The sequence below is a fragment of the Azospirillum brasilense genome (genome assembly GCF_007827815.1).
Taxonomy (GTDB): Bacteria; Pseudomonadota; Alphaproteobacteria; order Azospirillales; family Azospirillaceae; genus Azospirillum; species Azospirillum brasilense_C.
Genome location: NZ_VITH01000002.1, coordinates 551,555 through 576,261 on the forward strand (window position 1 = coordinate 551,555; position 24,707 = coordinate 576,261).

At 69.3% G+C, this 24,707-nt stretch carries 20 protein-coding genes; 10 read left to right on the forward strand and 10 right to left on the reverse strand.

Going from position 1 to position 24,707, the window contains the following annotated elements:
- Positions 1–77: 77 nt before the first annotated feature.
- Positions 78–860 (reverse strand): HEAT repeat domain-containing protein, encoded by a 783-nt coding sequence (locus FBZ83_RS06495; protein WP_145681571.1) that lies wholly within the window; start codon positions 858–860, stop codon positions 78–80.
- A gap of 3 nt (positions 861–863) precedes the next feature.
- Positions 864–1,523, reverse strand: a complete 660-nt coding sequence (locus FBZ83_RS06500; protein WP_137103333.1) for a class I SAM-dependent methyltransferase — start codon at positions 1,521–1,523, stop codon at positions 864–866.
- Between the two features lie 142 nt (positions 1,524–1,665).
- On the opposite strand from FBZ83_RS06500, the gene FBZ83_RS06505 reads away from it, so the two are divergent.
- Positions 1,666–2,499 (forward strand): CHAP domain-containing protein, encoded by an 834-nt coding sequence (locus FBZ83_RS06505; protein WP_145681572.1) that lies wholly within the window; start codon positions 1,666–1,668, stop codon positions 2,497–2,499.
- Positions 2,500–2,512: 13 nt separating this feature from the next.
- Here FBZ83_RS06505 and ubiA read toward each other — a convergent pair whose 3' ends face one another.
- The gene (gene ubiA, locus FBZ83_RS06510; protein WP_145681573.1) at positions 2,513–3,439 is read right to left on the reverse strand and encodes a 4-hydroxybenzoate octaprenyltransferase; all 927 of its coding nucleotides are present in this window, start codon (positions 3,437–3,439) and stop codon (positions 2,513–2,515) included.
- Positions 3,440–3,572: 133 nt separating this feature from the next.
- Between ubiA and FBZ83_RS06515 the strand changes: the two genes are divergently transcribed.
- Together FBZ83_RS06515 and FBZ83_RS06520 are read left to right on the forward strand one after the other, a co-directional pair.
- A complete protein-coding gene (locus FBZ83_RS06515) occupies positions 3,573–4,367 on the forward strand; it encodes a 16S rRNA (uracil(1498)-N(3))-methyltransferase (protein WP_145681574.1) in 795 nt (264 codons plus the stop codon).
- An 81-nt stretch (positions 4,368–4,448) separates the two neighbouring features.
- On the forward strand, positions 4,449–5,813 hold the full coding sequence (locus tag FBZ83_RS06520) for a glutamate--cysteine ligase (RefSeq protein ID WP_145681575.1): 1,365 nt from the start codon (positions 4,449–4,451) through the stop codon (positions 5,811–5,813).
- Between the two features lie 93 nt (positions 5,814–5,906).
- On the opposite strand, the gene FBZ83_RS06525 is transcribed toward FBZ83_RS06520, so the two are convergent.
- The 3 genes from FBZ83_RS06525 to FBZ83_RS06535 form a co-directional block, all read right to left on the reverse strand.
- Positions 5,907–6,137: a hypothetical protein gene (locus tag FBZ83_RS06525; RefSeq protein WP_145681576.1), complete on the reverse strand. Its 231-nt coding sequence runs from the start codon at positions 6,135–6,137 to the stop codon at positions 5,907–5,909.
- A gap of 203 nt (positions 6,138–6,340) precedes the next feature.
- A complete protein-coding gene (locus FBZ83_RS06530) occupies positions 6,341–7,495 on the reverse strand; it encodes a pyridoxal phosphate-dependent aminotransferase (protein ID WP_145681577.1) in 1,155 nt (384 codons plus the stop codon).
- 19 nt (positions 7,496–7,514) lie between these two features.
- Entirely contained in the window at positions 7,515–8,924 is a 1,410-nt protein-coding gene (locus FBZ83_RS06535; RefSeq protein ID WP_247888171.1) for a gamma-glutamyltransferase, read from the reverse strand.
- Here FBZ83_RS06535 and FBZ83_RS06540 point away from each other — a divergent pair.
- The 3 genes from FBZ83_RS06540 (at position 8,893) to FBZ83_RS06550 (ending at position 11,740) form a co-directional block, all read left to right on the forward strand.
- Complete coding sequence (locus tag FBZ83_RS06540; protein WP_247883079.1) at positions 8,893–10,245, forward strand: M48 family metalloprotease; 1,353 nt, start codon at positions 8,893–8,895, stop codon at positions 10,243–10,245. The two genes, FBZ83_RS06535 and FBZ83_RS06540, sit on opposite strands and share 32 nt — an antisense overlap.
- 107 nt (positions 10,246–10,352) lie before the next feature.
- Positions 10,353–11,108: a DsbA family protein gene (locus FBZ83_RS06545; protein WP_137139051.1), complete on the forward strand. Its 756-nt coding sequence runs from the start codon at positions 10,353–10,355 to the stop codon at positions 11,106–11,108.
- Between the two features lie 20 nt (positions 11,109–11,128).
- Positions 11,129–11,740, forward strand: coding sequence for an HAD family hydrolase (locus tag FBZ83_RS06550; protein WP_145681578.1), 612 nt, complete (start codon positions 11,129–11,131; stop codon positions 11,738–11,740).
- A gap of 12 nt (positions 11,741–11,752) precedes the next feature.
- Here FBZ83_RS06550 and greB read toward each other — a convergent pair whose 3' ends face one another.
- On the reverse strand, positions 11,753–12,316 hold the full coding sequence (gene greB, locus FBZ83_RS06555) for a transcription elongation factor GreB (RefSeq protein WP_145681579.1): 564 nt from the start codon (positions 12,314–12,316) through the stop codon (positions 11,753–11,755).
- Positions 12,317–12,400: 84 nt separating this feature from the next.
- Positions 12,401–15,523 (reverse strand): Rne/Rng family ribonuclease, encoded by a 3,123-nt coding sequence (locus tag FBZ83_RS06560; protein WP_145681580.1) that lies wholly within the window; start codon positions 15,521–15,523, stop codon positions 12,401–12,403.
- 590 nt (positions 15,524–16,113) lie between these two features.
- Between FBZ83_RS06560 and FBZ83_RS06565 the strand changes: the two genes are divergently transcribed.
- Positions 16,114–17,421: an N-acetylmuramoyl-L-alanine amidase gene (locus tag FBZ83_RS06565; RefSeq protein WP_247888172.1), complete on the forward strand. Its 1,308-nt coding sequence runs from the start codon at positions 16,114–16,116 to the stop codon at positions 17,419–17,421.
- Between the two features lie 332 nt (positions 17,422–17,753).
- Positions 17,754–20,264: a penicillin-binding protein 1A gene (locus FBZ83_RS06570; RefSeq protein WP_145681582.1), complete on the forward strand. Its 2,511-nt coding sequence runs from the start codon at positions 17,754–17,756 to the stop codon at positions 20,262–20,264.
- 72 nt (positions 20,265–20,336) lie between these two features.
- On the opposite strand, the gene FBZ83_RS06575 is transcribed toward FBZ83_RS06570, so the two are convergent.
- Both FBZ83_RS06575 and FBZ83_RS06580 read right to left on the reverse strand, forming a co-directional pair.
- Complete coding sequence (locus FBZ83_RS06575; RefSeq protein ID WP_145681583.1) at positions 20,337–21,293, reverse strand: hypothetical protein; 957 nt, start codon at positions 21,291–21,293, stop codon at positions 20,337–20,339.
- A gap of 13 nt (positions 21,294–21,306) precedes the next feature.
- The gene (locus FBZ83_RS06580) at positions 21,307–22,746 is read right to left on the reverse strand and encodes an MBOAT family O-acyltransferase (RefSeq protein ID WP_145681584.1); all 1,440 of its coding nucleotides are present in this window, start codon (positions 22,744–22,746) and stop codon (positions 21,307–21,309) included.
- A 331-nt stretch (positions 22,747–23,077) separates the two neighbouring features.
- Here FBZ83_RS06580 and prfB point away from each other — a divergent pair.
- Positions 23,078–24,200, forward strand: a protein-coding gene (gene prfB, locus FBZ83_RS06585) for a peptide chain release factor 2 (protein WP_104675338.1) whose coding sequence is annotated in 2 segments (ribosomal slippage) — positions 23,078–23,146 and positions 23,148–24,200 — 1,122 coding nt in all. Because the reading frame shifts where the segments join, the coding sequence is not laid out codon by codon here.
- Between the two features lie 182 nt (positions 24,201–24,382).
- Complete coding sequence (locus FBZ83_RS06590) at positions 24,383–24,691, forward strand: peptidoglycan-binding domain-containing protein (protein WP_038526709.1); 309 nt, start codon at positions 24,383–24,385, stop codon at positions 24,689–24,691.
- Positions 24,692–24,707: the final 16 nt, after the last annotated feature.

A 24,707-nucleotide genomic window follows, 5' to 3' on the forward strand; every position in this document is an offset into this window, starting at 1 on the left:
GATGCGATGGGGGCGGATCGGGAGAGGGCGCCTAGCATCGGCCTGGAGGGCGCCGCGTCAAGGGGGGAGGTGCCGCCTCACGCGGGTTCCTTCACACGGCGCAGGGCGCGGCGGACGATGCGGCGGGTGGCGTCCGGGTCGGGGCTGTCCGTTTCCCAGCGGGCGCACAGCGCCTGCACCCAGCCGGGCTGGCTCTTGGCCGCGTCGTTCAGCCAGTTGGCGACCGAATCCTGGACGTAGCGCGCGTCGTCCGCCCGCAGCGGGTCGAGCACCGGCAACCCGCGCGCCGGGTCGGTCTTCAGCGCGCCGATGTGGGCGCACCAGACGCCGCGCGGGCGGGTGGCCTCGCTGGCGAAGCGGCGCAGCCGCTCCGACGGTTCGGCGGTCCACGGCGTGAGGAGGGCCAGCGCCTCGTCGATGGCGGCGGCGATGTGGGGGCGCAGGGCCAGCCACGCCCATTCGCGCACGCCGAAATGCGGGTCGTCGGCGAGCGGGCGGACGCGCTCCAGCCGCTCCGCCAGAGTCAGGCCGGGGGCCGCCGCCAGCGCGTAGCAGGCCCAGCCGCGCACCGTGTCGGAGGGGTGGGTGGCCAGCCGCTCCACGGCCCCGATGCCCAGGCACTCGACGGCCGCGCTCCCCGCCGCCGCCATGCGGCGGGTCACGCCCTCCTTCGGGTTGAAGGACACGGCGCCCGCGGCCTCCGGCACGGCGGCGATGAGCAGGGCGGCGAAGTCGATGGCCAGCGACTCGGCCAGCGTGGCGGTCTCGCGCCGGCCGGCGTTCAGGTCGGCGAGCACCTCCGGCGGGATGTCGGCCATCCGGGTTGCGCCCTTGCGCGGCGCGGTCGCGGTGACGGTCATGCGTCAGGCCTCCGGCAGCAGCCGCCAGATCACCGTTTCGCGCATCTCGCGGTCCTCCAACTCCAGGGAGGTCGGAACGCTGTACTGCGCGACCCGCTCGATTCCGCTGAGCGGGACATAGGCGCGGCCCGGATCGCCCAGCAGGACCAGCGTGCCGGTTGCGGCGATTGCGCGCAGCCAAGCGGTCACCCGGTCGGCCATCGGCTTCTCGTAGCAGACGTCGCCGGCCAGAACGACGTCGATGCCGGGCAGGGGGCGGTCCACCAGATCGGCGCTGACCGCCTTCACGTCGACCCCGTTGGACTCGGCGTTCAGGGCGATGGCGGACAGGGCGAAGCGGTCGATGTCGCAGGACTGCACGCGGGCCGCCCCGGCCATCTTCGCGGCGATGCCGACCAGCCCGGTGCCGGCGGCGAAATCCAGCACCGACTTGCCCGCCACCAGCTCCGGCCGGTCGAGGACGAGCCGCGCCACCGCCTGACCGCCCGGCCAAGCAAAGGCCCAATAGGGCGGCGGTACATTGGACTCTTTCAAAGAATCCTCGGTAGCTTCCCACAGCGGCGTGATTTCCGTCGCCAGATGCAGGGCGATCTCAGGCAGCAAAGGAGTCCGTGTTACGACCGTGTTGGAACGGATGAAGTCGATTTGAGAAAAGTTGTTCATAACTGGACTCCCGGCGGGGGCTGCGCGGGCGTGGATGATCTATCCACAACCGGTTTTGGTTACATAATTCAAACGGAGTAGACACACCTGCTGTCCCGTGTTACCCGTTCGAAAGGAGAAAAACAAAGGGCATGGGGCTGATATGAGGTCGAAAGGGATTGCACTCTGCGCATCGTTCGCGGCGTTCATCGCTCTCAGCCCGTTCACCATATCCAAAGCCCAGGCCCAGGACGGCGATTGCGTCCGCACGCTGCGTTCCATATCGGATTTCGAGATCCGGGGCGATGCCTGGACGTGGTGGAGCACCGCCGCCGAGCAATATGAGCGCGACAAGCGCCCGGCGCTCGGCTCCGTCCTCGTCTTCAAGCGGTCGCAGCGGCTCGGCCGCGGCCACGTCTCCCTGGTCAGCCACATCATCGACCGCCGCACCATCGAGGTCGATCACTCCTGGCTCGACGGCCGCGGCCTGCGCCGCAACATGCGCGTGGTCGACGTGTCGCCGCGCAACGACTGGACGGCCGTCCGCGTCTGGCACGAGCCGTCGGACCAGCTCGGCCTGCGTGTCTACACGACCTACGGCTTCATCCTGCCCGACGGCGAGGAGGCGGAAATCCGTCAGGCCGACTCCCGCGGCGCCGGCATCGGCAGCACCTTCGCCGTCGCCCCGCAGGGCCGCGCCGCGCCCAAGCCCGCCGCCGGGCCGCGCCTGATGGAAGCCTCCCTCAAGGGCCGCGCCGTTGCCGTTCCGGGCCGCAAGCCGCAGGTTCTGACCGCGTCGCTCTCCCTCTCCGGCAAGGGCACGGCCGCCAAGATGGCTCAGCCGGTGGTGACCGCCGTGCTGCCGGCCCGTAAGCCGACCCAGCCGGCCGAGCAGAAGGGCGTCGAGATGGTGGCCTCCATCGACGGCATCCGCGCGGTCCTGCCGCCGCGCAAGCCGGGTTCCGTCGACAGCACCGTCGCCGAACTGACGCGTTAACGTCTCCCCCGCCTCAGAGTTTCCCGGCCAGGAAGGCCGCCAGCACCAGCCAGCCGAACCAGCGGTTCGACTTGAACTTCGTCAGGCAGTCCGTCTGATCGTCGGGGTTCCAGGTCGCCACCTGCCAGGACAGCTGCAGCGCGGCCAGCGAGAGCAGCGGCAGGAACAGCCCGCCCAGGCCGGCCAGACGCCCGGCGATGCCGATCCCCACGAAGGTCAGCGTGTAGAAGCCGTAGATCCAGATCTTGCTCTGGTCGCCCAGCCGCAGGGCGGTGGACTTCACGCCGATTCGCGCGTCGTCCTCCTTGTCCTGGTGGGCGTAGATGGTGTCGTAGCCCAGCGTCCAGACGATGCCCGCGGCGTACAGCGCCAGCGCCGGCCATTCCAGCTCGCCGCGCACCGCGGTCCAGCCCATCAGGGCGCCCCAGTTGAAGGTCAGCCCCAGGAAGGCCTGCGGCCACCAAGTGATGCGCTTCATCAGGGGGTAGGTGAAGACCAGCACCAGCGACAGCACGCCCAGCCCGATGGTGAGCGGGTTGAATTGCACCAGCACCGCCAGCCCGATCAGGAGCTGGACGGCGAGGAAGGCCAGTGCCTGCTTCACCGACACCTGCCCGGAGGGGATCGGCCGGGTCCGCGTGCGCTCCACCATCGCGTCGAAGTCGCGGTCGAGGATGTCGTTCACCGTGCAGCCGGCCCCGCGCATCACCACGGCGCCGACCGCGAACAAAGCCATCAGCCAGAGGTCGGGCAGCGGTCCGGCACCGGCCAGCGCGATGCTCCACCAGCCGGGAAACAGCAAAAGCCACGTGCCGATGGGCCGGTCCAGCCGCGCCAGCCGCAGATAGGGCCGGACCGCCGCCGGGGCGAAGCGGTCGATCCAGTCGCCGCGCCGGATGTCGGTGAACTCGCCGGGAGCGGGGGAGGCGGGGCTGGTCATGGCGGACTCGGGAAAAGAAGTGGAGGAAGCCGGGGGCAAGGTAGCGGCGGGGGTGGGTCCCCGCAAGGCTGGGCCGTTTCCGCCCCGGAGCGTTATCGCTATAGTCGGCGCCGCAGACCGGAGACCTCGCGCCATGGCAAACCAACCGAAGACCCGCCTCTATGTGGACAGCCCCCTCGGCGAGGGGCAGGCGGTGGGGCTCGACCCCGAGCGGGCGCATTTCCTGCGTCATGTCCTGCGCCTCGACAAGGGCGACGTCGTGGCCGTCTTCAACGGGCGCGACGGCGAATGGCTGGCCGCCATCGACGGTTTCGGGAAGGGCTGGTGCTCGCTCACCGTGACGGTGCAGCGGCGTCTCCAGGCGGCCGGGCCGGACCTCTGGCTGCTGTTCGCCCCGATCAAGCGCGGGCGCATCGATTTCGTTGCGGAGAAGGCCAGCGAACTGGGCGTGTCGCGCCTGTGGCCGGTCTTCACCCGCCGCACCGACCCCAACCGCGTCAACACCGACCGGCTGCGCGCCAACGCCATCGAGGCCGCCGAGCAGTCGGAGCGGCTGACCGTGCCGGAGATGGCCGACCCGCTGCCGCTGGACAAGGCGCTGGCCGGCTGGCCGGTGGAACGTACGCTGTACCTGTGCGCCGAAGCCGGGAACGTACGCCCCATCGCGGAGGCCGTCCGCGACCGCCCGCGCGGCCCCGCCGCCTTCCTGATCGGGCCGGAGGGCGGCTTTGCGCAGTCCGAACTTGACGAAATTTGCAAACTCCCCTTTGTTGTTCCCGTTGGCCTGGGGCCCCGCATTCTCCGGGCCGACACGGCGGTGGTCGCGGCGCTCGCCTGCTGGCAGGCCCTTGCGGGGGACTGGACGGCGGATGGCGGCGACACCCGACCGCCCTTCCGCGCGCCGGCCGACCCCACCGTCGGGGAGTAAGGGCCGCTCGACGCGCCGCTGTTCCGAGGCGGGCCGTTTGACTCGTTGGCCAATTCAGACTTTTTGAAAGCGGGAGCTTCCATGTCCGCACCTCCGCAGACGCGTGGTGAACCGATCACCGACCGCCGCCAACTGGCGGCCTATCTGGAATCCGGCAACAAGCCCGCCGACCAGTGGCGCATCGGGACCGAACACGAGAAATTCGCCTACCGCGTCTCCGACCACCGGCCGCTGCCCTACGAGGGGCCGGACGGGATCGGCGAACTGCTGACCCGCCTGCAGCGTTTCGGCTGGGACCCGGTGGAGGAGAAGGGCAATCTGATCGCCCTGACCCAGGGCATGGCGAACATCACGCTGGAGCCGGGCGGGCAGGTGGAACTGTCCGGCGCCCCGCTGGAGACCCTGCATCAGACCTGCGCCGAGGTGCACCGCCACCTCGATCAGGTGAAGGAGATCGGGGGCGAACTGGGCATCGCCATGATGGGCCTCGGCTTCCAGCCGAAATGGCGGCGCGACGAGATCCCCTGGATGCCCAAGGGCCGCTACAAGATCATGGGCGACTACATGCCCAAGCGCGGCACTCTCGGCCTGGACATGATGATGCGCACCTGCACCGTGCAGGTGAACCTGGACTTCGCGTCGGAAGCCGACATGGTGAAGAAGTTCCGGGTCAGCCTGGCGCTTCAGCCCATCGCCACGGCGCTGTTCGCCAACTCGCCCTTCACCGAGGGCAGGCCGAACGGCTTCCAGAGCTTCCGCAGCCACATCTGGACCGACACCGACCCCGACCGCACCGGCGACCTGCCCTTCGTGTTCGAGGACGGCTTCGGGTTCGAGCGGTACGTGGACTACCTGCTCGACGTGCCGATGTACTTCGTCTATCGCGACGGCACGTACATCGACGCCTCCGGCCAGTCCTTCCGCGACTTCATGCAGGGTCGGCTGCCGGCGCTGCCGGGCGAGGTGCCGCTGATCACCGACTGGGCCGACCACATGACCACCTCCTTCCCCGAGGTGCGTCTGAAGAAGTATCTGGAGATGCGCGGCGCCGACGGCGGCCCGTGGCGCCGCCTGTGCGCCCTGCCGGCCCTGTGGGTCGGGCTGCTCTACGACGGCCAGGCGCTGGACGCCGCCTGGGATCTGGTGAAGGACTGGACGACGGAGGAGCGCGCCCACCTGCGCGCCGAGGTGCCGCGCCACGCCCTGCGCACGCCCTTCCGCGGTCGCACGGTGCGGGAGGTCGCTCTGGAGGTTCTGGAGATCGCCCGCGGCGGCCTGTCCCGCCGCGCCCGCAACGACAACTGGGGCGACGACGAGGCGCATTTCCTGAACACGCTGCTCGACATCGCCGAGTCCGGCCAGACGCCCGCCGACGAGCTTCTGGCGAAGTTCAACGGCCCCTGGGGCGGCAGTGTGGACCCGGTGTTCAAAGAGTACGCCTACTGAGGCCGATGGGGTGGAGACCGGACGTGTTGGTTCACGCCCGGCCTCCACGACGCTGTCAAGAAAGCCGCTTGGCAGTTTCCTCGGCCGCGTCTCTTACTTCTTTGTCGCCTCTTTGATTTTTTCCAGGACGACGTTCACGCCGGCCTTGATGGCCGCCTCGAGCACGGGCGAACCGGCGTTGTTCAGCTCGTCGCCATGCGACCATTCGCGGTCGAGCTCCATCTGACGGAGGAACTCCGAGGAAAGCTGGTTGCTGAGCTGCTGGTTGGTGGACTTGCTGTCGCCCTGGGTCTTCGAGGTCGATTGATTGAGCTTGTCCGACATGGCTGATCCTTCGTCCCGTCGTTGCACGATGTTCGTTCCGGGATGGGAAACGCACGCGCCACGATGCTTCTGGATCGGCCGGTCGGCGTTTGTCGCACCCCTTGAACACCCGAAGGACGTTGCTCAGAGAGCCGGTGTGAAGGGGAAGGGCGGTCGGGTGGGGCCCGGCCAGGACGGCAGCGGGCCCCGTGCGTTCCGCGATCTCAGGAGCGCCACGCGATCAGCCGCCGTGCCGCCTCGGCGATGGTCTCCTCCGAGCCGGCGAAGCTGAAGCGCACGAAGCGGAGGCCGCGGGCCGGGTCGAAGTCGACGCCGGGGGTGCAGGCGATGCCCGTCTCGGCCAGGATGCGCTTGCAGAAGGCCTCGCTGTCGTCGGTCATCTCCGTCACGTCGGCGTAGATGTAGAAGGCGCCGTCGGCCGGAGCCAGCTTGTCGAAGCCGGCCTTCGGCAGCTCCCTCAGCAGAAGCTCGCGGTTGCGGGCGTAGCGGGCGACGTGGCCGTCCAGCTCTTCCGTGCAGCTGAAGGCGGCGACCGCGGCGGCCTGCGACAGGCTGGGGGCCGAGATGAATAGGTTCTGGGCGAGGCATTCGACCGAGCGGATCAGGTCGTCCGGAACGATCATCCAGCCGAGTCGCCAGCCGGTCATCGAGAAGTATTTGGAGAAGCTGTTCACCACCAGCGCGCTCTCGCTGACCTCGGCGGCGGTGACGGCCTCCGGCCCGTAGGTCAGGCCGTGGTAGATCTCGTCGGAGACAAGGCGCACGCCCTTGGCGTCGCACCAGGCGGCAAGCGCGGTCAGCTCCTCGCGGCTCAGCATCGTGCCGGTCGGGTTGGCCGGGCTGGCGACGATCAACCCCTGGATGGGCGGGTCGAGCTGTTCCAGAAGCTCGATGGTCGGCTGGAAGCGGTGCTCCGGCCCGGTCGGCAGTTCCACCGGCTCGACCCCGATGGCGGTCAGGGTGTGGCGGTAGGCCGGGTAGCTGGGCGAGGCCATGGCCACCCGGTCGCCCGGATCGAAGGCCGCCAGGAAGCCGAGCTGGAAGGCGCCCGAGGAGCCGGTGGTGACCACCACGCGCCGCTCCGGAACGTCGATCCCGTAACGGTCGCGGTACCAGCCGGCGATGGCGGCGCGCAGCGCCGGGATGCCCAGCGCCCCGGTGTAGCCCAGCACGTCGGCGTCGAGCATGCGGTGGGCGGCCTCCAGCACGCCCTTCGGCGCGCCGGTCGAGGGCTGCCCGACCTCCATGTGCAGGACCTCAAGGCCGGCGGCTTCGCGCTCGGCGGCGGCGCGCATCACTTCCATGACGAAGAAGGGCGGGATGGCGCCCCGTTTGGAGACTTTGGGTGCTTTGTTCATGATTCCAGACTTTTGAACATCAACGCTCGGTTTCGACCAGGATGCCCAGGGCGTGGGCGCGCGGGTCGGCGGCGATCTGGCATTCCTTCCAGCCACTCTCCATCGAGGTCTGGCAGGTGACGAAGGTGGCCCGGCCCGGCCCGGTCGCGGCGCGGCTGACGCGGATGGCGGCGCCCGGCTCCTTGTCGAGCGCGGCGGGCAGGGCGGCGGTCAGCAGAGCGGCGGACGCGGCGGCGGGGCCATCGTTGCCGGCGGCGCTGGCCGCCCCGGCGAATTGGGTGCGGCCGACGATGGCGTTGGTGAGCAGGCCGGGCGCCCCGAAGCCGGCACCGTCCACCCCGCGGGCGGCCAGCAGGCCGGTGCCCGGCACCATGCGGCCGTTGCCGAAGGGCGCCCCCATGGTGAAGGAGCAGGCGACCCCGTTTTCCTCATGGTCGATCACCACGAGGCCGGCGCCGGGTGCTGAGGCGCCGCTGCCGGTGGCGCCCAGCGCCTGGGCGACGCGGGCGGCGCGCTGGTCTGAGGGCAGGTTGGCGGCGGCGTTCCAGGCGGCGGTCAGGGTGTTGCCGTTGTTGGTCTCGGGCAACTGGGCGAAATGCATCGACACGATGCCCAGCGGGATCGCCGCGGTGCCGGTCCAGCGCGGCTGGAAGCCGCGGACCGCGGCGGGATCGATGGCGGCGGTCTGCGCCACCGCACCGCCCAGCGGCCCGCCGTACATCGCGGCGATGCCGCTGCGCCGCACCTGCGACAGAGTGGCGGCCAGCTCCGGCTGGCTCAGCGCCGCGCCCTCGGCCAGCGGCGCGCCGGTCGGCAGGAAGACCCGGCGGGCCTCCGGGTCGGCGGACAGGCGGGACGCGGAGTCGGCGAGGTCGCGCGCCAGAGCCCGGCTGACCGGGGTCGAGCGGGCGAGCTGCTCGGCCGGGACCACCGCCTGCTCCCAGCGCATCGCCCCGGTGGAGGCCTGGAGCGCGTAGACGCCGCGCAGGAAGCCGGGCAGGGCGCCGCCGCCGGCGCCAGCGGGCCGGGGCAGGAAGTCGAGCGTGCGGGTTTCCTTCTTCGCCGCGTCGAACACCACGCAGACGCCGCCGCCGGTCATTCCGACGCGCGAGGGCAGGGTGACGGCCATCGCCATCGCCATGGCGGTGGCGGCGTCGCCGGCCTTGCCACCCAGGGCGATGATGTCGCGCCCGATCTCCGCCGCGCGTGGCTCGTCGGCCGCGACGAAGCTCTGGGCCGGGGCGCCCGTGCGGTATTTCGTGTTGACGCATCCCCCGACCAGCGATGCGGCTATGGCAATCGTGCCCAACCCTTGCCAGATTCGGCGGGTGGAATGGGGCGCCCGGACCGGCATCTTGACCGGCTGCCCGGTGCCCCGGTGTGCGGAGGAAGTAACGGTGCGCAAGCCCAGCAGGCTGGTTTCGGTCATCGCCATGTTTGCCGTGATGGTTCTGTCGTGGTCGCCGCCCGCGGGCGCGCAGCGGCGCCAGGAGATGCAATTCCTGAGCGACGCCGAGACGGAACATATCATCCGCGACATGGCGCGGCCAATCTTCCAGGCCGCCGGCATCGATCCGGACGCCGTGAACATCGTTCTGGTCAACGACAACACGATGAACGCCTTCGTCGCCGGCGGGCAGAACATCTTCCTGCACACCGGCCTGCTGCTGGGGCTGGAGGACGCCGGGCAGCTCATCGGGGTGATCGCCCACGAGACCGGCCACATCGCCGGCGGCCATCTGGTCCGCGGGTCGGAGGCGATGGAGAACGCCTTCCTGTCCTCGCTGATCGGCATGGGCATCGGCATCGTCGGCGGCATCGCCGCGGGCAACGCCGGGGCCGGTGCGGCGGGCGTCATGCTGGGCCAGCATCTGGCGGAGCGCAACTTCCTGTCCTTCTCGCGCAGCCAGGAGTCCTCGGCCGACCAGGCGGGCCTGTCCTACATGGAGCAGTCCGGCATCTCGGCGGAGGGGCTGGTCACTTTCCTGGAGAAGCTGGGCGCCGCCGACGACCCGCTGCTGGTCGACCGCGACGCCGGCTACCGCCGCACCCACCCGCTGACCCGCGAGCGCATCGAGACGGTGCGCAATTTCGTGGAGCGGTCGCGCGTGGGCAGGAAGCCAGTGCCGGCGCAATGGAACGAGGAGTTCCACCGCATCCAGGCCAAGCTCTACGCCTATCTCGACCCCAACGGGGCGCTGCGCCGCTACAAGGCGGACGATCCGTCCTTCGTGGCGCGCTACGGCCGGGCCTACGCCTATTTCCGGCGCGGCGAGATCCGGCAGGCCCTGCCGCTGGTCGACGGTCTGATCGCGCAGGAACCGAAGAACGCCTTCCTCTACGAGATGAAGGGCGACCTGATGCTGCAGAATGGGCGGGCGGTGGACGCCGCCGCCCCCTACCGCAAGGCGATCGAGCTGGAGCCGGACGCCGGCAGCATCCGCGTCTCGCTGGCCCACTCCCTGATGGAACAGAACGACAGCCGGCTGGCCGACGAGGCGTTGCGCAACCTTCAGTTGGCGTCCAAGACGCAGGCCCAGTCCGCCTTCCTGTGGCGGCTGACGGCCCAGGCCTGGAGCATGAAGGGCAACGCCGGCATGGTCGCCTACGCCACCGCCGAGGAGGCCTTCGCCCGCGGCGACAAGCCGATGGCCCGCTTCCAGGCGGAGCGGGCGGAGAAGCTGCTGCCCGCCGGCTCTCCCGGCTGGCTGCGTGCCCAGGACATCCGCGGGCAGGCGGGCGGCAAGTGAGTTTCCTCCCTTCGGGTGGCGCACAGCCGTCTTGCCTGACCCCGCCATCCCGGTTCACAGTATCGCCCCGATTCGCGCCGTTTTGGCTCCCCACGAGAGAGTTCGACATGACCCGCTTCCGCCCCGCCGCCCTGGCGCTCGCCGCCGCGCTGGCCCTTCCGACGGGGCTGCTGGCCCCCGCCCTCCAGGCGCAGAGCCCGATGGACGACGCGCAGCGCAAGGCCGTCGAGGAGGTCGTGCGCGACTACATCCTGAAGAACCCGGAGATCATCCTGGAGGCTGTGGACTCGCTCCAGAAGCGCCAGAAGATGGCCGAGGAGCAGAAGGCCAAGACGGCGCTGGCCGAAAACAAGGCGGCGCTGTTCCAGAACCCCGCCGATCCGGTCGCCGGCAACCCGAAGGGCGACGTGACGGTGGTCGAGTTCTTCGACTACCAGTGCGGCTACTGCAAGGCCGTGCAGGCCGACACCGAGCGCCTGATCAAGGACGACGGCAAGCTGCGCTTCGTCTTCAAGGAGTTCCCGATCCTCAGCCCGGCCTCGCTGACCGCGGCCAAGGCGGCCTTGGCGTCGCGCGGGCAGGGCAAGTATCTGGAATTCCACAACGCCCTGATGGCCCATCGCGGCCAGCTCGACGACGACGTGATCCAGCGGCTGGCCAAGTCGGTCGGGCTGGACACCGATAAGCTGAAGAAGGACATGAACAGCCCCGAGGTGCTGAAGGTCATCGCCGCCAACCAGGCGCTGGCCGAGGAGCTGGGCATCCGCGGCACCCCGGCCTTCGTCATCGGCGACGAGCTGGTCCCCGGCGCGATCAAGCTGGACCAGATGAAGGACCTCGTCGCCGCGGCCCGCAAGGGCTGAGGCCGGGACGGGAATTGACGATGACCAAGCCGACCACCGTCGTCTTCGACATTGGGCAGGTGCTCATCGAATGGGACCCGCGGCATCTCTACCGCGAACTGTTCGACGGGTACGAGGACCTGATGGAGGACTTCCTCGACACCGTCTGCACCCCCGCCTGGAACCTGGAGCAGGACCGTGGCCGCCCGTGGGACGAGGCGGTCGCCACGCTGGCCGCCGAGTTCCCCGACTGCCGGGAATTGATCCGCGCCTACCACGAGCGGTGGGAGGAGATGGTGCCCGGCCCCATGGCCGGGACGCCGGAGATCCTGATGGAGCTGAAGCAGCGCGGGACGCCGCTCTACTCCATCACCAACTTCTCGTCGGAGAAGCTGGCACTGACCCGCAAGCGCTTCGATTTCCTGAACGTCTTCGACGGGATCATCGTGTCCGGCGACGAGAGGCTGGTGAAGCCGGATCCGGCGATCTTCCAGCTCCTGCTGGACCGCTACGGTCTGCGAGCTGCGGATTGTTGTTTCATCGACGACAGCCCGGCCAACGTCGAGGCCGCCCGCACCATCGGCATGACGGCGCACCGTTTCTCCGGCGCCGCCGGCCTGCGCGCCGAACTGGAGGAACTGGGGCTTCTGTAGCCCCAGCCTTCCTTACGCCGCGTCGCCCGGATAGCGGATGGCGACGACCTCGATCTGCTCAAGCCCGGCGGGGGTGCGCAGGTCGACCACGTCGCCCTCCTGTGCCTTCAGCAGGGCGCGGGCAATGGGCGAAATCCAGCTCACACGGGCGCGGTCCATGTCCACCTCGTCGGCGCCGACGATGGTGATGGTGTTCTCCGTCCCGTCCTCCCGCGCGTAGGTGACGGCGGCGCCGAAGAAGACGCGGTCGCGGTTCTTCTGAAGGGTGGGGTCGACCACCTCCGCCGATTCCAGGCGCTTGGTCAGGAAGCGGATGCGCCGGTCGATCTCGCGCAGGCGCTTTTTCCCGTAGATGTAGTCGCCGTTTTCCGAGCGGTCGCCGTTGCCGGCCGCCCAGGACACCACCTCGACCACCTTCGGGCGCTCGACGCGCAGCAGCGAGCGCAGTTCCTCCTGCATGCGCTGGAAGCCTTCGGGCGTCATGTAGTTCTTCACGCCCTTGGGCAAGGGTTTGGGATCGTCGGCCTCGTCGTCGTCGCCGGCGGAGTCGTTCTCCCGGGTGAAGGCCTTGCTCATGGTCGGGACCCTTCGCGGTTCTCAGGAAAAGGAAAAGGCGCCGCGAGGCGCCTTTTCCAGTCTTTACGGCGATGAAGCGCGCGCTTAGCGGTTCCACCAGCCCCGGCGCGGCTTGGCCTCCGGAGCGGGGGTCGCGCTGGCCGGCTCTTCGGCCGGGGCGGTGGTCGCCTCGCTGACCGCCGGAGCGGGCGCGGCCTCGGCGGGAGCGTCCGCCGCGGTCTTGCGCTTGCGCGCCGGGCGCTTCTTCGGTTCCTCGACGACCGGGGCCGCAACCGGGACCGGAGCGGGCGCGGCCTCGGCGGGAGCGTCCGCTGCGGCCTTGCGCTTGCGCGCCGGACGCTTCTTCGGCTCCTCGGCGACCGGAGCCGCAACCGGGGCCGGAGCGGGCGCCGCCTCGGCGGCCACGGACTTCGCCTTGCGGCTGCGCGACGGCTTGGCCGGCGGCGGAGCGGCTTCCTCCGGAGCGGCAACCTTCGCGGCGGCCTTGGCGCCCTTCGCGGCGCGCTTCGGCTTGGCGGGGGCCGCGTCCGGCTTTGCCGTCACCGCTTCGGCGGCCTCGGCGGCGGTCGCCTTGGCGCGGCCACGGCGCGGCTTGCGGGCCGGAGCCTCCTCGGCCACCGGGGTGGCGTCCTCGGCGGTGTCCACCGTGGTTTCCGGAACGTCCTCGGCGACCTTCTCCTCGGCCACCGCGCTGGTCAGGACCCAGTCGAACTCGACCGGCTCCATGTCCGCCGGCAGTTCCGGCGGGTTGACGGCGCGGCCGGCCTCGACGGCGGTCGGGAAGGACTCGGCGTCCGCCTCGCCCTCGGTGCCGTCGGAGGGCATGCCCTCGCCGGCCTCCAGGCCCTCGCGCTGGCGGGACCGCCGGCGACCACCGCGCTTGCCGCGGCGGCGCTTCTTGCGCTCTCCGTTGCCCTCGCCATCGCCGTTCGGCTCGAACGCGTCGGCACCGTCGTCCGCCTCGGAGGCGGCCAGATCGGCGTCCTCGTCCTCGTCATCCTCGATGTGGGCGGGGCCGACATCGACGTCGCTGATGACGAACTCCGGAGCCTCGATCTGGGCGCGCTCGATCGCCTCCTCGTCGACCGCCGTCTCGTCGGCGTCGGCAGCATCGGCCTCGGCGTCACCCTCGTCGCCTTCGGACGCTTCGGCGGACTCGCCGAACGGCGCGCGGCCGTCCTCGCGGTCACGCCCGCGGCCACGGCGGCGGCGGCGGCGGCGGCGGCGGTCGCCCTCGCTCTCCCCGGCGGCGTCGGCGCGCTCCGTCACCTCGGCCCCGGCGACCTCGGCGGCCTCGACGACGGTCGCCTCCTCCTCGGCTTCCTCGGCCTCGGCGGCCAGGATGCGGTCGGTCTCGGCCAGGACGCGCTCGGCGCTGACCAGGGGCACGTCGTCCTCCGGCGTGCGGGCCTTCACGCGCTCAAGCCGCAGGTCCGGCGCGATCAGCGTGTCGTCGGCTTGGACCATGACGCGGAACCGGTAGCGGTCCTCGATCTTGGTCAGCTCGCCGCGCTTCTGGTTGAGGATGTAGAGCGCGATGCGGGTCGGCACGAAGACGGTGATCTCCGACGACCGCTTGCGGATGCCCTCCTCCTCGATGGCGCGCAGAACGTGCAGCGAGGCGGACTCCACCGAGCGGATGACGCCGGTGCCGGAGCAGTGCGGGCAGCGCTCGAAGTTGGTCTCCAGCAGCGACGGGCGCAGGCGCTGGCGCGACAGCTCCAGCAGGCCGAAGGCGGAGATGCGGCCGAGCTGGATGCGCGCCCGGTCGTTCTTCATCGCCTCCTTCAGGCGGCGCTCCACCGCGGCGTTGTTGCGTGGCTCCTCCATGTCGATGAAATCGATCACGATGAGGCCCGCGAGGTCGCGCAGGCGGAGCTGGCGCGCCACCTCGTCGGCGGCTTCGAGGTTGGTCTTGTAGGCCGTTTCCTCGATGTTGCGCTCGCGCGTCGACTTGCCCGAGTTGACGTCGATGGAAACCAGCGCCTCGGTCGGGTTGATGACGATGTAGCCGCCGGAGCGGAGCTGCACGACCGGGCTGTGGATCGCGTCGATCTGCGTTTCCACCTGATAGCGGTGGAACAGCGGGATCGTGTCGTCCTGGTACTGCATGACGCGCTTGCTGTGGCTCGGCATCATCATGCGCATGAAGTCGCGCGCGGTGTTGAAGCCGGCGCTGCCCTCCACCCAGATCTCGTCGATGTCGTCGGTGTAGAGATCGCGGATCGAGCGCTTGATGAGGTTCGCCTCCTCATAGATGAGGCACGGCGCGGAGGACTTCAGCGTCTGGACGCGGATGTCGTCCCACAGGCGCAGCAGATATTCGAGGTCGCGCTTGATTTCCTGCTTGGAGCGCTCGAGCCCCGCGGTGCGCAGGATGACCGCCATGCCTTCCGGAATGTCGAGATCGGACAGGATCTCCTTCAGGCGCTTGCGGTCGGCGGGATTGGTGATCTTGCGGGAAATCCCGCCGCCGCGTCCCGTGTTGGGCATCAGCACGCAGTAGCGGCCCGGCAGCGACAGGTAGGTGGTCAGCGCCGCGCCCTTGTTGCCGCGCTCCTCCTTGGTCACCTGGACCAGCATGACCTGCCGGCGCTTGATGACTTCCTGGATCTTGTAGCTGCGCAGCGGGCGGGCGCGGCGGCGGTGGGCCTCCTCGACCTCGTCCCCGCCGATGACGTCAGGGCTCTCGGCCGGAGCGGCGCCTTCCGGAGCCTCGTCCGAATCCGCGGCCTCGTCCGAACCGCCATCCGAGCCGGCGTCCGTGGCGAAGGCCGGGATGTCGCCCTCGAACCCGTCGCCGTCGGCGTAGGAGCCGGGCATCGGGGAGTTTTCCTCGACCACCACATCCGGGCGGATCGGCTCGGCCATCACCGCGCCGTCGGCGGCTGCCTCGGCGCGGGCCTCGGCCTGCTCTTCAAGCCGGCGCTCCTCGGCCAGCAGGGCCTCACGGTCGGCGATCGGGATGCGGTAATAGTCGGGGTGGATTTCCGAGAAGGCGAGGAAGCCGTGGCGGTTCCCGCCATATTCCACGAAGGCCGCCTGGAGCGAGGGCTCGACCCGGGTCACCTTGGCAAGGTAGATGTTGCCCTTGAGTTGCTTCCGGGAGGCAATCTCGAAGTCGAGGTCTTCGAGTCTGTTTCCATTGACCACGGCGACCCGGGTTTCCTCCGGGTGCGTGGCGTCCACCAGCATGCGCTTGGCCATACAAGATCCCCATGACGCCCCAGGCCGCCCGCGCGACGGACAAGCCGCCAGGGCGCGTCATCGTTGTGAGCGAAGCCTGCGGAACCGGCCCCTAACCCGTCGAACGGCGCTGACGAAGCAGCCAGGACGGGTCGGGCTTCGGCCTCCGGGTTACGGCCTTGCGGCCGGCACCAGCTTCGAGGTTTCGTCCCAATCCACCGGCAACCCATAAGCGTCACGCCCCGGACCGCGCCCGATGATGTAAATTTCGGCCGTGGGGGTCCGCGGGCGACGCCCACAGCCACTCCAAAGAGAAACCTCTCGGAAAAGTGGGCTGGTGGGTCGCGGTATGTCGCAGAGCTACCATAGACAAGCACGAAACCATGCACAACGTGGAATTCGGCGAAAGTTGCGGTCCACTGCATCCGGTTCGGCGGCATTCCGCCGGGATGGGGGCGAAGCAGGGCACTGTTGCATGAACGGCACCCTCGCCGACAATTCCGCCACGCCCCCGGAAACCACCGTTGAGCGCCTTGATTTCGCTGCGCTATAGCTGACCACTGGCTGCCGGCTTGTGATTTTGGGCCGGTTTGTGGTTTCTGGTGGAACGGATGCCCCGATTGCTCGCGATTGTCGCTGCGCTGGGCGCCCTTCTGGGGGCGGTCGCCCTGCCGTGCGCCCCGGCGCAGGCCCAGACCACCGCGGCGCTGCCCTTTCCGCCGCCGGTGCAGGAGCGGGTGTCCGTTCTGAACGCGCGGCTCGGCCTGCATCCCGACAAGACGCGGCTGGTTCTGGAACTCACCGACTCGGTGCCCTTCACCGTGTCGGTGCACGGCTCGCCCTACCGCGTCGTCGTCGATCTGCCGGACGTGAGCTGGCCGGGCGGCAACACGGTGATGGCGGGCAAGGGCGTGGTCGCCCGCTACCGCTTCGAGGGGCGCGACGGCGGCGCCTCCCGCCTCGTGGTGGAGACCGACGGCCCGGCGCGCGTGGTCGAGTCCTACCTCATCCCGTCGCGCGACGGCTTCAAGCCGCGCTTCGTCCTCGACATCGCCCGCACCACCCCGGCGCAGTTCGCCGCCTCCGCCCCGGTCGCCGCGACCACCAGCACCGCGTCGGTGAGCCGCGAGGCGGCGCGCCCGCCGGCGAAGCGGGACCCCATCGTGCCGGTCGCCGCGGCCCTGCCGCCGCCGGTCCCGCCGCGGGCGGCGCCGGTGCCGGAAAAGCCGATGGTCGTGGTCGATCCCGGCCATGGCGGCGTCGATCCCGGCGCGGTCGGGGTCGGCGGGGTCTACGAGAAGGACATCACGCTGGCGATGGCGCGGGAGCTGAAGCGCCAGCTGGAGGGCAGCGGCCGCTACCGGGTGCGGCTGACCCGCGACAAGGACGTGTTCATCCGCCTGCGCGACCGCGTCGCCATCGCGCGGGAGGCCAACGCCGACCTGTTCCTGTCGCTGCACGCCGACAGCATCGGCTCCGCCAACATGCGCGGCCTGTCCATCTACACCCTGTCCGATCGGGCGTCCGACCGCGAGGCGGAGATGCTGGCCGCCAAGGAGAACCGGGCCGACGCGCTGGCCGGCATGGACCTGTCGTCCGAGAACGATCTGGTGGCCTCGATCCTGATCGACCTCGCCCAGCGCGACACGATGAACCACTCCAAGCGCTTCGCCAACATGGCGCTGGAGCATCTCGGCCGCGAGGTCAAGCTGATCCCCAACAAGCCGCACCGTCAGGCCGGCTTCGCCGTGCTGACCGCGCCGGACATGCCGTCCGCGCTGGTCGAGATGGGCTATCTGTCGAGCCCGCAGGACGTCAGCCTGCTGAGCAAGTCGGCCCACCGCGAGAAGCTGGGCCGCGGCATGGTCCGCACCATCGACGCCTACTTCAAATGGCTGACCGGGGCGCAGAAGAGCTGAGATCCGCAGAGCGAAGAGATGCCGCGCCATGCACCGCCGGCAATCTTGAGCCATGCGGGCGGAGGCGGGCGGGCATACGCGTCTTCCGGTCACCACTTTCTTGCATGCGCCTTGTGGCCGTCACATTTTCCTGACATGGCTGCGAGGGAGTCGGACTGCCGCCCCTCGCGGTGTAGGATGCCGCCCCTCGCGGTGTAGGATGCCGCCCCTCGCGGTGTAGGATGCCGCCCCTCGCGGTGTAGGATGCCGCCCATCGGATGGTTCCGCGTCTTCCCGGTCTCTGTCCCGGACGAAGGCGGCGGGACCGCCGCCATGCCTGTCTGGGAACCGTCATGCGCTTTATTCTGTCCGCCCTGATGGCCGTCGTGATCCTCGCCCTGGCCGGGGTGGGGGGGCTGGTCTACATGCTGGACCATTACGATCACGAACTGCCGGACTACACCAAGCTCGCCAACTACGAACCGCCGGTGACCACCCGCGTCCATGCGGGCGACGGACGCCTGCTGGCGGAGTTCGCGTCGGAAAAGCGCGTGTTCGTCCCCATCGACGCCATGCCGAAGCGCGTGACCAACGCCTTCCTGTCCGCCGAGGACAAGAACTTCTACGACCACAAGGGCATCGACCCGGTCGGTATCGCCCGCGCCATCCTGACCAACGTGGAGAATCTCGGCCGCGACCGCCGGCCGATGGGCGCCTCGACGATCACGCAGCAGGTCGCCAAGAACATGCTGCTGACCAACGAGGTGTCCTTCTCGCGCAAGATCAAGGAGGCGATCCTGGCGGTCCGCATCGAGCGGGCCTTCAGCAAGGACCGCATCCTCGAGCTGTACCTGAACGAGATCTTCCTGGGATACCGCTCCTACGGCGTGGCGGCGGCGGCGCTGAACTACTTCAACAAGGCGCTGGACGAGCTGGACATCGAGGAGGCGGCCTATCTGGCGGCCCTGCCCAAGGCGCCCAGCAACTACCATCCGGAGCGCCAGCGCGATGCCGCCATCGCGCGGCGCAACTGGGTGATCGGGCGCATGGCCGAGGACGGGCACATCACCCCCGAGGAAGCCAAGATCGCCCAGTCCAAGCCCCTGGTCGTGCGCAAGCGCGACGAGCAGGAGTATGTGACGTCGGAGTATTTCGCCGAGGAGGTCCGGCGCGAGCTGGTCAAGCTCTACGGCGAGCAGGCGCTCTACGAGGGCGGCCTGTCGGTCCGCGCCTCGATGGACCCGGTGCTCCAGCAGGCGGCGACCAAGGCGCTGCGCACCGGGCTGGTGCAGTATGACCGCCGCCACGGCTACCGCGGGCCGGTCGGCAAGATGGAGAATTTCGACAACTGGGCGAAGAAGCTCGCCTCCATGGCGCCGCCTCCCGGCTCCGAGGGCTGGCATCTGGCGGTGGTGCTGAAGGACGACGAGGCGGCGGCGCTCGACATCGGCCTGCCGGACGGCTCGCGCGGCCGCGTGCCGCTGGCCGAGCTGCGCTGGGCGCGGGCGCAGCGCGACGACAACCGGCTCGGCCCGGAGATCCGCCGCCCCTCCGACGTCGCCAAGCTGGGCGATCTGATCCTGGTCGAGGCCGCCGGCAAGGACGAGAAGGGCAAGGAGCCGCCCGCCGGCACCTACGCGCTGCGGCAGGTCCCGGCGGTGCAGGGCGGTCTGGTGGCGCTCGACCCGCACACCGGCCGCGTGCTTGCCATGGTCGGCGGCTTCTCGCCGCACATGAGTTCCTTCAACCGCGCCACCCAGGCGATGCGGCAGCCGGGCTCCTCCTTCAAGCCCTTCGTCTATCTGACGGCGCTGAACCAGGGCTTCACCCCGTCCTCGCTGGTGATGGACGCGCCGTTCGAGTACGACCCCGGCCACGGCCAGCCGATCTGGCGGCCGGAGAACTTCAGCCACGAGTTCTACGGCCCGACGCCGCTGCGCGCCGGCATCGAGAAGTCGCGGAACGTCATGACCGTCCGTCTGGCTCAGGCCGTCGGCATGGACAAGGTGAAGGCGGTGGCCGAGAATTTCGGCATCACCGACAACCTCCAGCCCTACCTGCCGATGTCGCTCGGCGCGGGTGAGACGACGGTGTTGCGCCTCGCCACCGCCTACGCCATGCTGGCCAACGGCGGCAAGCGGGTCGGCCCGACCTTCATCGACCGGGTGCAGGACCGCAACGGCAAGACCATCTTCCGCCACGACACGCGTCCCTGCGCCGCCTGCAACCAGGTGGCCTGGAGCGACGGGCTGACCGTTCCCGCTGTCGCCGACACGCGGGAGCAGGTGAACGACCCGCGCACCGTCTACCAGATGGTCTCCATGCTGGAGGGCGTGGTGCAGCGCGGAACGGCGACGAAGCTGCTGTCGCTGGGCAAGCCGCTGGCCGGCAAGACCGGCACGACCAACGACAGCCACGACGCGTGGTTCATGGGCTTCTCGCCCGACCTCGTCGTCGGCACCTATATCGGCTTCGACCAGCCGCGCTCGCTGGGCGCCCGCGAAACCGGCGGCTCGGCGGCGGTGCCGGTGTTCAAGGACGTGATGGAGGTGGCGCTGAAGGACCAGCCGGCGACGCCGTTCCGCGTGCCGCGCGGCCTGCGCCTTGTCCGCGTCAACCCGGAAAACGGGCGCCTCGCCCAGCCGGGCGAGCGCAAGGCGATCTGGGAGGCCTTCATCCCCGGCACCGAGCCGAACCCCGACCAGCCCCAGATGGTGCTGGACGGTTCGGCCCACGGCGCGGACGGCGGCTGGACCGGCGGGGTGCCCGGCGGCGACCCGGCGGCCCAACAGCAGCCGGGCGGTTGGGGCGCTCCGGCGGCCCCGCCCTCGGCGGCGACGGTGGGGACCGGCGGCCTGTACTGACCGCGTTTCCCCGGCAAGAAAAAAGCCCCGCTTCCCGGTTTGGGAGGCGGGGCTTTTCCTTTGTGCGAAGCCTCAGGGCCGGGCGGCGGTGTGGGTGTCCGGGCGGAGCTGGGCGATGGCGTCGGCGGGGGCCGTGTCGGTGGGGCAGTCGGCCAGCGGGCGCAGCCGGTCCTCCATCCGCGCCAGCATCACGCGGACCCCCTCCTGGTTGATGTGCAGGGCGTCCACGAAATGGGCCTCGTCCTCGACCTCGCGGCGGGTGTCGATGACCGGCACGTCGGGCGGCAGGCGGGTCTTCAGGTCCTCGAAGAAGGCGTCGAAGTTGGTCACCTTCTCGATATAGCCGGGGAAGAAGGGCGTGATGACCACGGCGACCCGCGTGCCCTTCTCGCGCGCCGTGCCGATGATGCGGTCCAGCGCGTCCCAGTTCGGCTGGAAGCCCTCCATCCGCTCCGTCGGCGCCTTTTCGAGCTGGGCCTTGAGGAAGGGCGACATGGTGCCGCTCAGCGTCCGGTCGCCGGTCGGGTGCAGCCCGTCGAAGGCCAGCCGGATCGTCTGGTTGTTGTTGAAGATCAGCGTGTTGAACAGCTTGTTGGAGGCCCACATGGTGGCGTCGACCTGCCGGATGAAGCCGTCCACCCGCTCCGAGTAGTAGGCGAGCAGCGGCAGGTCGGCGAGCGCCTTGGGGTCGTCGACCACGCTCGTCGGCTCGACCAGCAGCAGGCGGGGGGCGCCGTGCCGGTCCAGATAATCCTCCCACAGCAGGTCGCCGACTGTCGTGGGGGCGCCGCCCATGCCCAGGTTCAGCACCCGGCCGCAGGTCAGCGCCTGGACCTCCTCCACCGGGAAGTGGTTGTCGGCGCGGGAATTGCCCAGGATCACCACGTCGGCGGGCGGCCCGTTGCGGTAGACGGTCATGAAGCGGTCCGACGACTGGAGGAGCGTGTCGCCCATCCAGGACGCCACCGCGCGGTCCATGGCGACCACCATGCCCAGGATCAGTCCGACGGCGGCCAAAAGGCGGATCATGGTTCGGGCTCCCTCAGAACTGGAAATAGATGAAGGATCGGTTGGCGAAATTGCCGAAGAGCAGGAGCATCAGGATCAGCGTGGCGCAGCCGGCGGAGCGGACCACGACGTTGACCCCGGCGTAGCGGCGTCCGGCGCCGAACTCGATCATCGCGTCGATCATCAGCACGACGAGGCCGAACAGGGCGACGCGGACCAGATAGCTCATCTGCTGCATGCCGCGCGGCAGGCTGAAATCGCCCTCGGCGATGATGCCCAGGATGGTCCGCACCGTGTGCATGTCGTCGGCGCGGAAGGGCAGCCAGGTCAGCGTGATGAGGAGGAAGACCAGCCCGACCGTCAGCAGCTTGCCGGCCATCAGCGGCGCGCCGCTCAGCCGCAGCGGGCTGCGCTTGGCCAGCCAGCGCACGCCGTCCTCCGCCGCCATCAGGGTGGCGTGCATGGCGCCCCACAGGATGAAGGTCCAGGCGGCGCCGTGCCACAGGCCGGACACCAGCATCACAATGGTCAGGTTGCGGATGCGCAGCCAATGGGTGCGCCCGCCACCCATCGGGATGTAAACGTAGTCGCGGAACCATGTGGACAGCGAGATGTGCCAGCGCCGCCAGAAGTCCTTCATGCCCATGGCGAAGTAGGGGCGGGCGAAGTTCTGGCAGAGCGTATAGCCGAAGATCTGCGCCAAGCCGATCGCGATCAGCGAGTAGCCGGCGAAGTCGCCGTAGATCTGCAACGAGAAGCAGATCAGCCCGATGACGTGGTTCAGCGCGTTGAAGAACTCCGGCTGGGCGAAGCGCGCGTCGACCACGGCGGCGGCGTTGTCGGCCAGACCGAGCTTGAGGAAATAGCCCCAGATGATCTTCTCCAGCCCGGCGAAGCGGAAGGCGAAGCTGACATCGTGGCGCGGGCCGTTCTGGATCTGGGGCAGCAGGTCGCGCGCCCGGACGATCGGACCGGCGACGAGCTGCGGGAAGAAGGCGACGAAGGTCGCGTAGCGCAGCAGCGACCGCTCCGGCTTCTCCAGATGGCCGAGATAGAGGTCCAGCGTGTAGCTGAGATTCTGGAAGGTGTAGAAGGAAATGCCGACCGGCAGGATGATGGACAGCGTGCGGTGCCCGACGTCGAGACCGAGCGAGGCCAGCGCCACCTGCGCGCTGTCGATGAAGAAGTTGAAGTATTTGAAAAAGAACAGGATCGCCAGATTGGTGGCGAGACTTATCTGCATGAAGATGCGGGCGGTGGCCCGGTTCGGCGCGTCGGCGATGCGCAGGCCGCAATAGAAGTCGAGCAGCGTCGTGCCGGCGAGCAGCAGGCAGAAGCGGTAATCCCAGAAGCCGTAGAAGATGTAGCTGGACACCAGCAGCAGCGGCGTGAACAGCCGCGTCCGGGCGAGCATCATGAAGCCCGCCGTGAAGGCCGTGATGAACAGCAGGAACCCCAGGCTGGTGAAGTTCATCGGGGGGCCACGCTTTTGTTGTTGGGGAAACGGGGGCGCCGACAGCCCGCGCCCATCGAATGACGGGCACGAACGTCGGTGACGCTATCACGGGGGGCTGCCACTTATTCGCGCCGCGAAAGTGGTTTTGCGGTGCGAAAACGGTTTCATCCGAGTGGGTTGGCCGGGCGCTCCGGTGACGGAGTGGTGCTCCGCCGGGTTACCGTTCCGGTCTGGTCCAGCGTCGCGGAAGCCGGAGCGCCTGTGGAATAAGAGGGTGCAACGCCGCTGCCAACCCGCTACATAAGGGCCAAGACACTGGTTCAACTCTGGCTGACGAGGAGGCACTGCGATGCGGGCCGAGATCGAAGCGGCCGCCGGCGAGATTAGAGAATCGCTGGCGCTGCTGAGGAGGCATCTTTGACTGGGATAACGCGCTGCGTCGTCTCGACGAACTGAACGCCCACGCCGAAGACCCCAAGCTGTGGGACGACCCGTCCCGCGCGCAGACCATCATGCGCGAGCGCACCCAGCTCGAAACCTCGGTGAACGGCTACCGCGCCCTTGAGCGCGACCTGTCCGACAGCCTGGAACTGATCGAGATGGGCGAGGCCGAGGGCGACGCGACCGTGGTCGCCGATGCCGAGGCCCAGCTCTACGCGCTGCGCGACCGCGCGGCCAAACTGCAGATCGAGAGCCTGCTCTCGGGCGAGGCGGACGCCAACGACTGCTTCATCGAGGTGAACGCCGGCGCCGGCGGCACGGAGGCCCAGGACTGGGCGCTGATGCTGATGCGCATGTACCTCCGCTGGGCGGAACAGCACGGCTACAAGACGCAGTGGCTTGAGGAAAGCCCCGGCGAAGAGGCCGGCATCAAGTCCGCCACCGCGCAGATCAGCGGCCACAACGCCTATGGCTGGCTGAAGACCGAGGCCGGCGTGCACCGTCTGGTGCGCATCAGCCCGTTCGACAGTCAGGCGCGCCGCCAGACCAGCTTCGCCGCCGTCTCGGTGTCTCCGGTGATCGACGACAAGATCAACATCGAGATCAACGAGAAGGACTGCCGCATCGACACCTTCCGGGCGTCGGGCGCCGGTGGCCAGCACGTCAACAAGACGGACTCGGCGATCCGCATCACCCACCTGCCCACCGGCATCGTGGTGGCCTGCCAGCAGGAGCGCTCGCAGCACAAGAACCGCGCCAAGGCGTGGGACATGCTGCGCGCCCGCCTGTACGAGCGGGAGCTGAAGATCCGCGAGGACGCCGCTGCCGCGCTGGAGGCGACCAAGAGCGACATCGGCTGGGGCCACCAGATCCGCTCCTATGTCCTGCACCCCTACCAGATGGTGAAGGACTTGCGGACCGAGGTGGAGACCTCGCAGAGCCAGGCGGTGCTGGACGGCGACCTGGACATGTTCCTGGAAGCGGCGCTGGCCGCGCGGCTCAAGGGGCAGAGCGACGACGCGGCTGCGTGAGGTTGCGTTTGCCCCCTCCCTAACCCTCCCCCGCCGTCAGCGAGGGAGGGAATCAATCTCCCTCTCCCGCGCCAGCGGGGGAGGGCCGGGGAGGGGGCAAACGCCTCCCCCTATTTTTATCCCTTGGGAAGAAACGCGGCCTCTGCGTTGTTGATCTCCGCAACAAGAAACGGAGAGAGACCATGAACCGCAGCCTGTTTGCCGCCTTCCTCGCCGCCACGGCCTTCGCGGCGCCGGCCTACGCCGCCTGTCCGACGGACTCGATGACGCCGGACATGTACTTCGCCTATGTCGAAGGCATCCAGAAGACCCTGACCGAGCAGGGCTTCCGTCCCGGCGTGATCGACGGGAAGATCGGGCCCAACACCCGCTCCGCCATCCGCGCCTACCAAAAGGCCGCGAAGCTCCCGGTGGACGGCTGTCCGACGCAGGAGCTTCTCGACCACATCAACTTCTCCCAGCCGAAGGTCTACGGACCGGGCAAGCGGTAAAAACCCGTCCTTACTT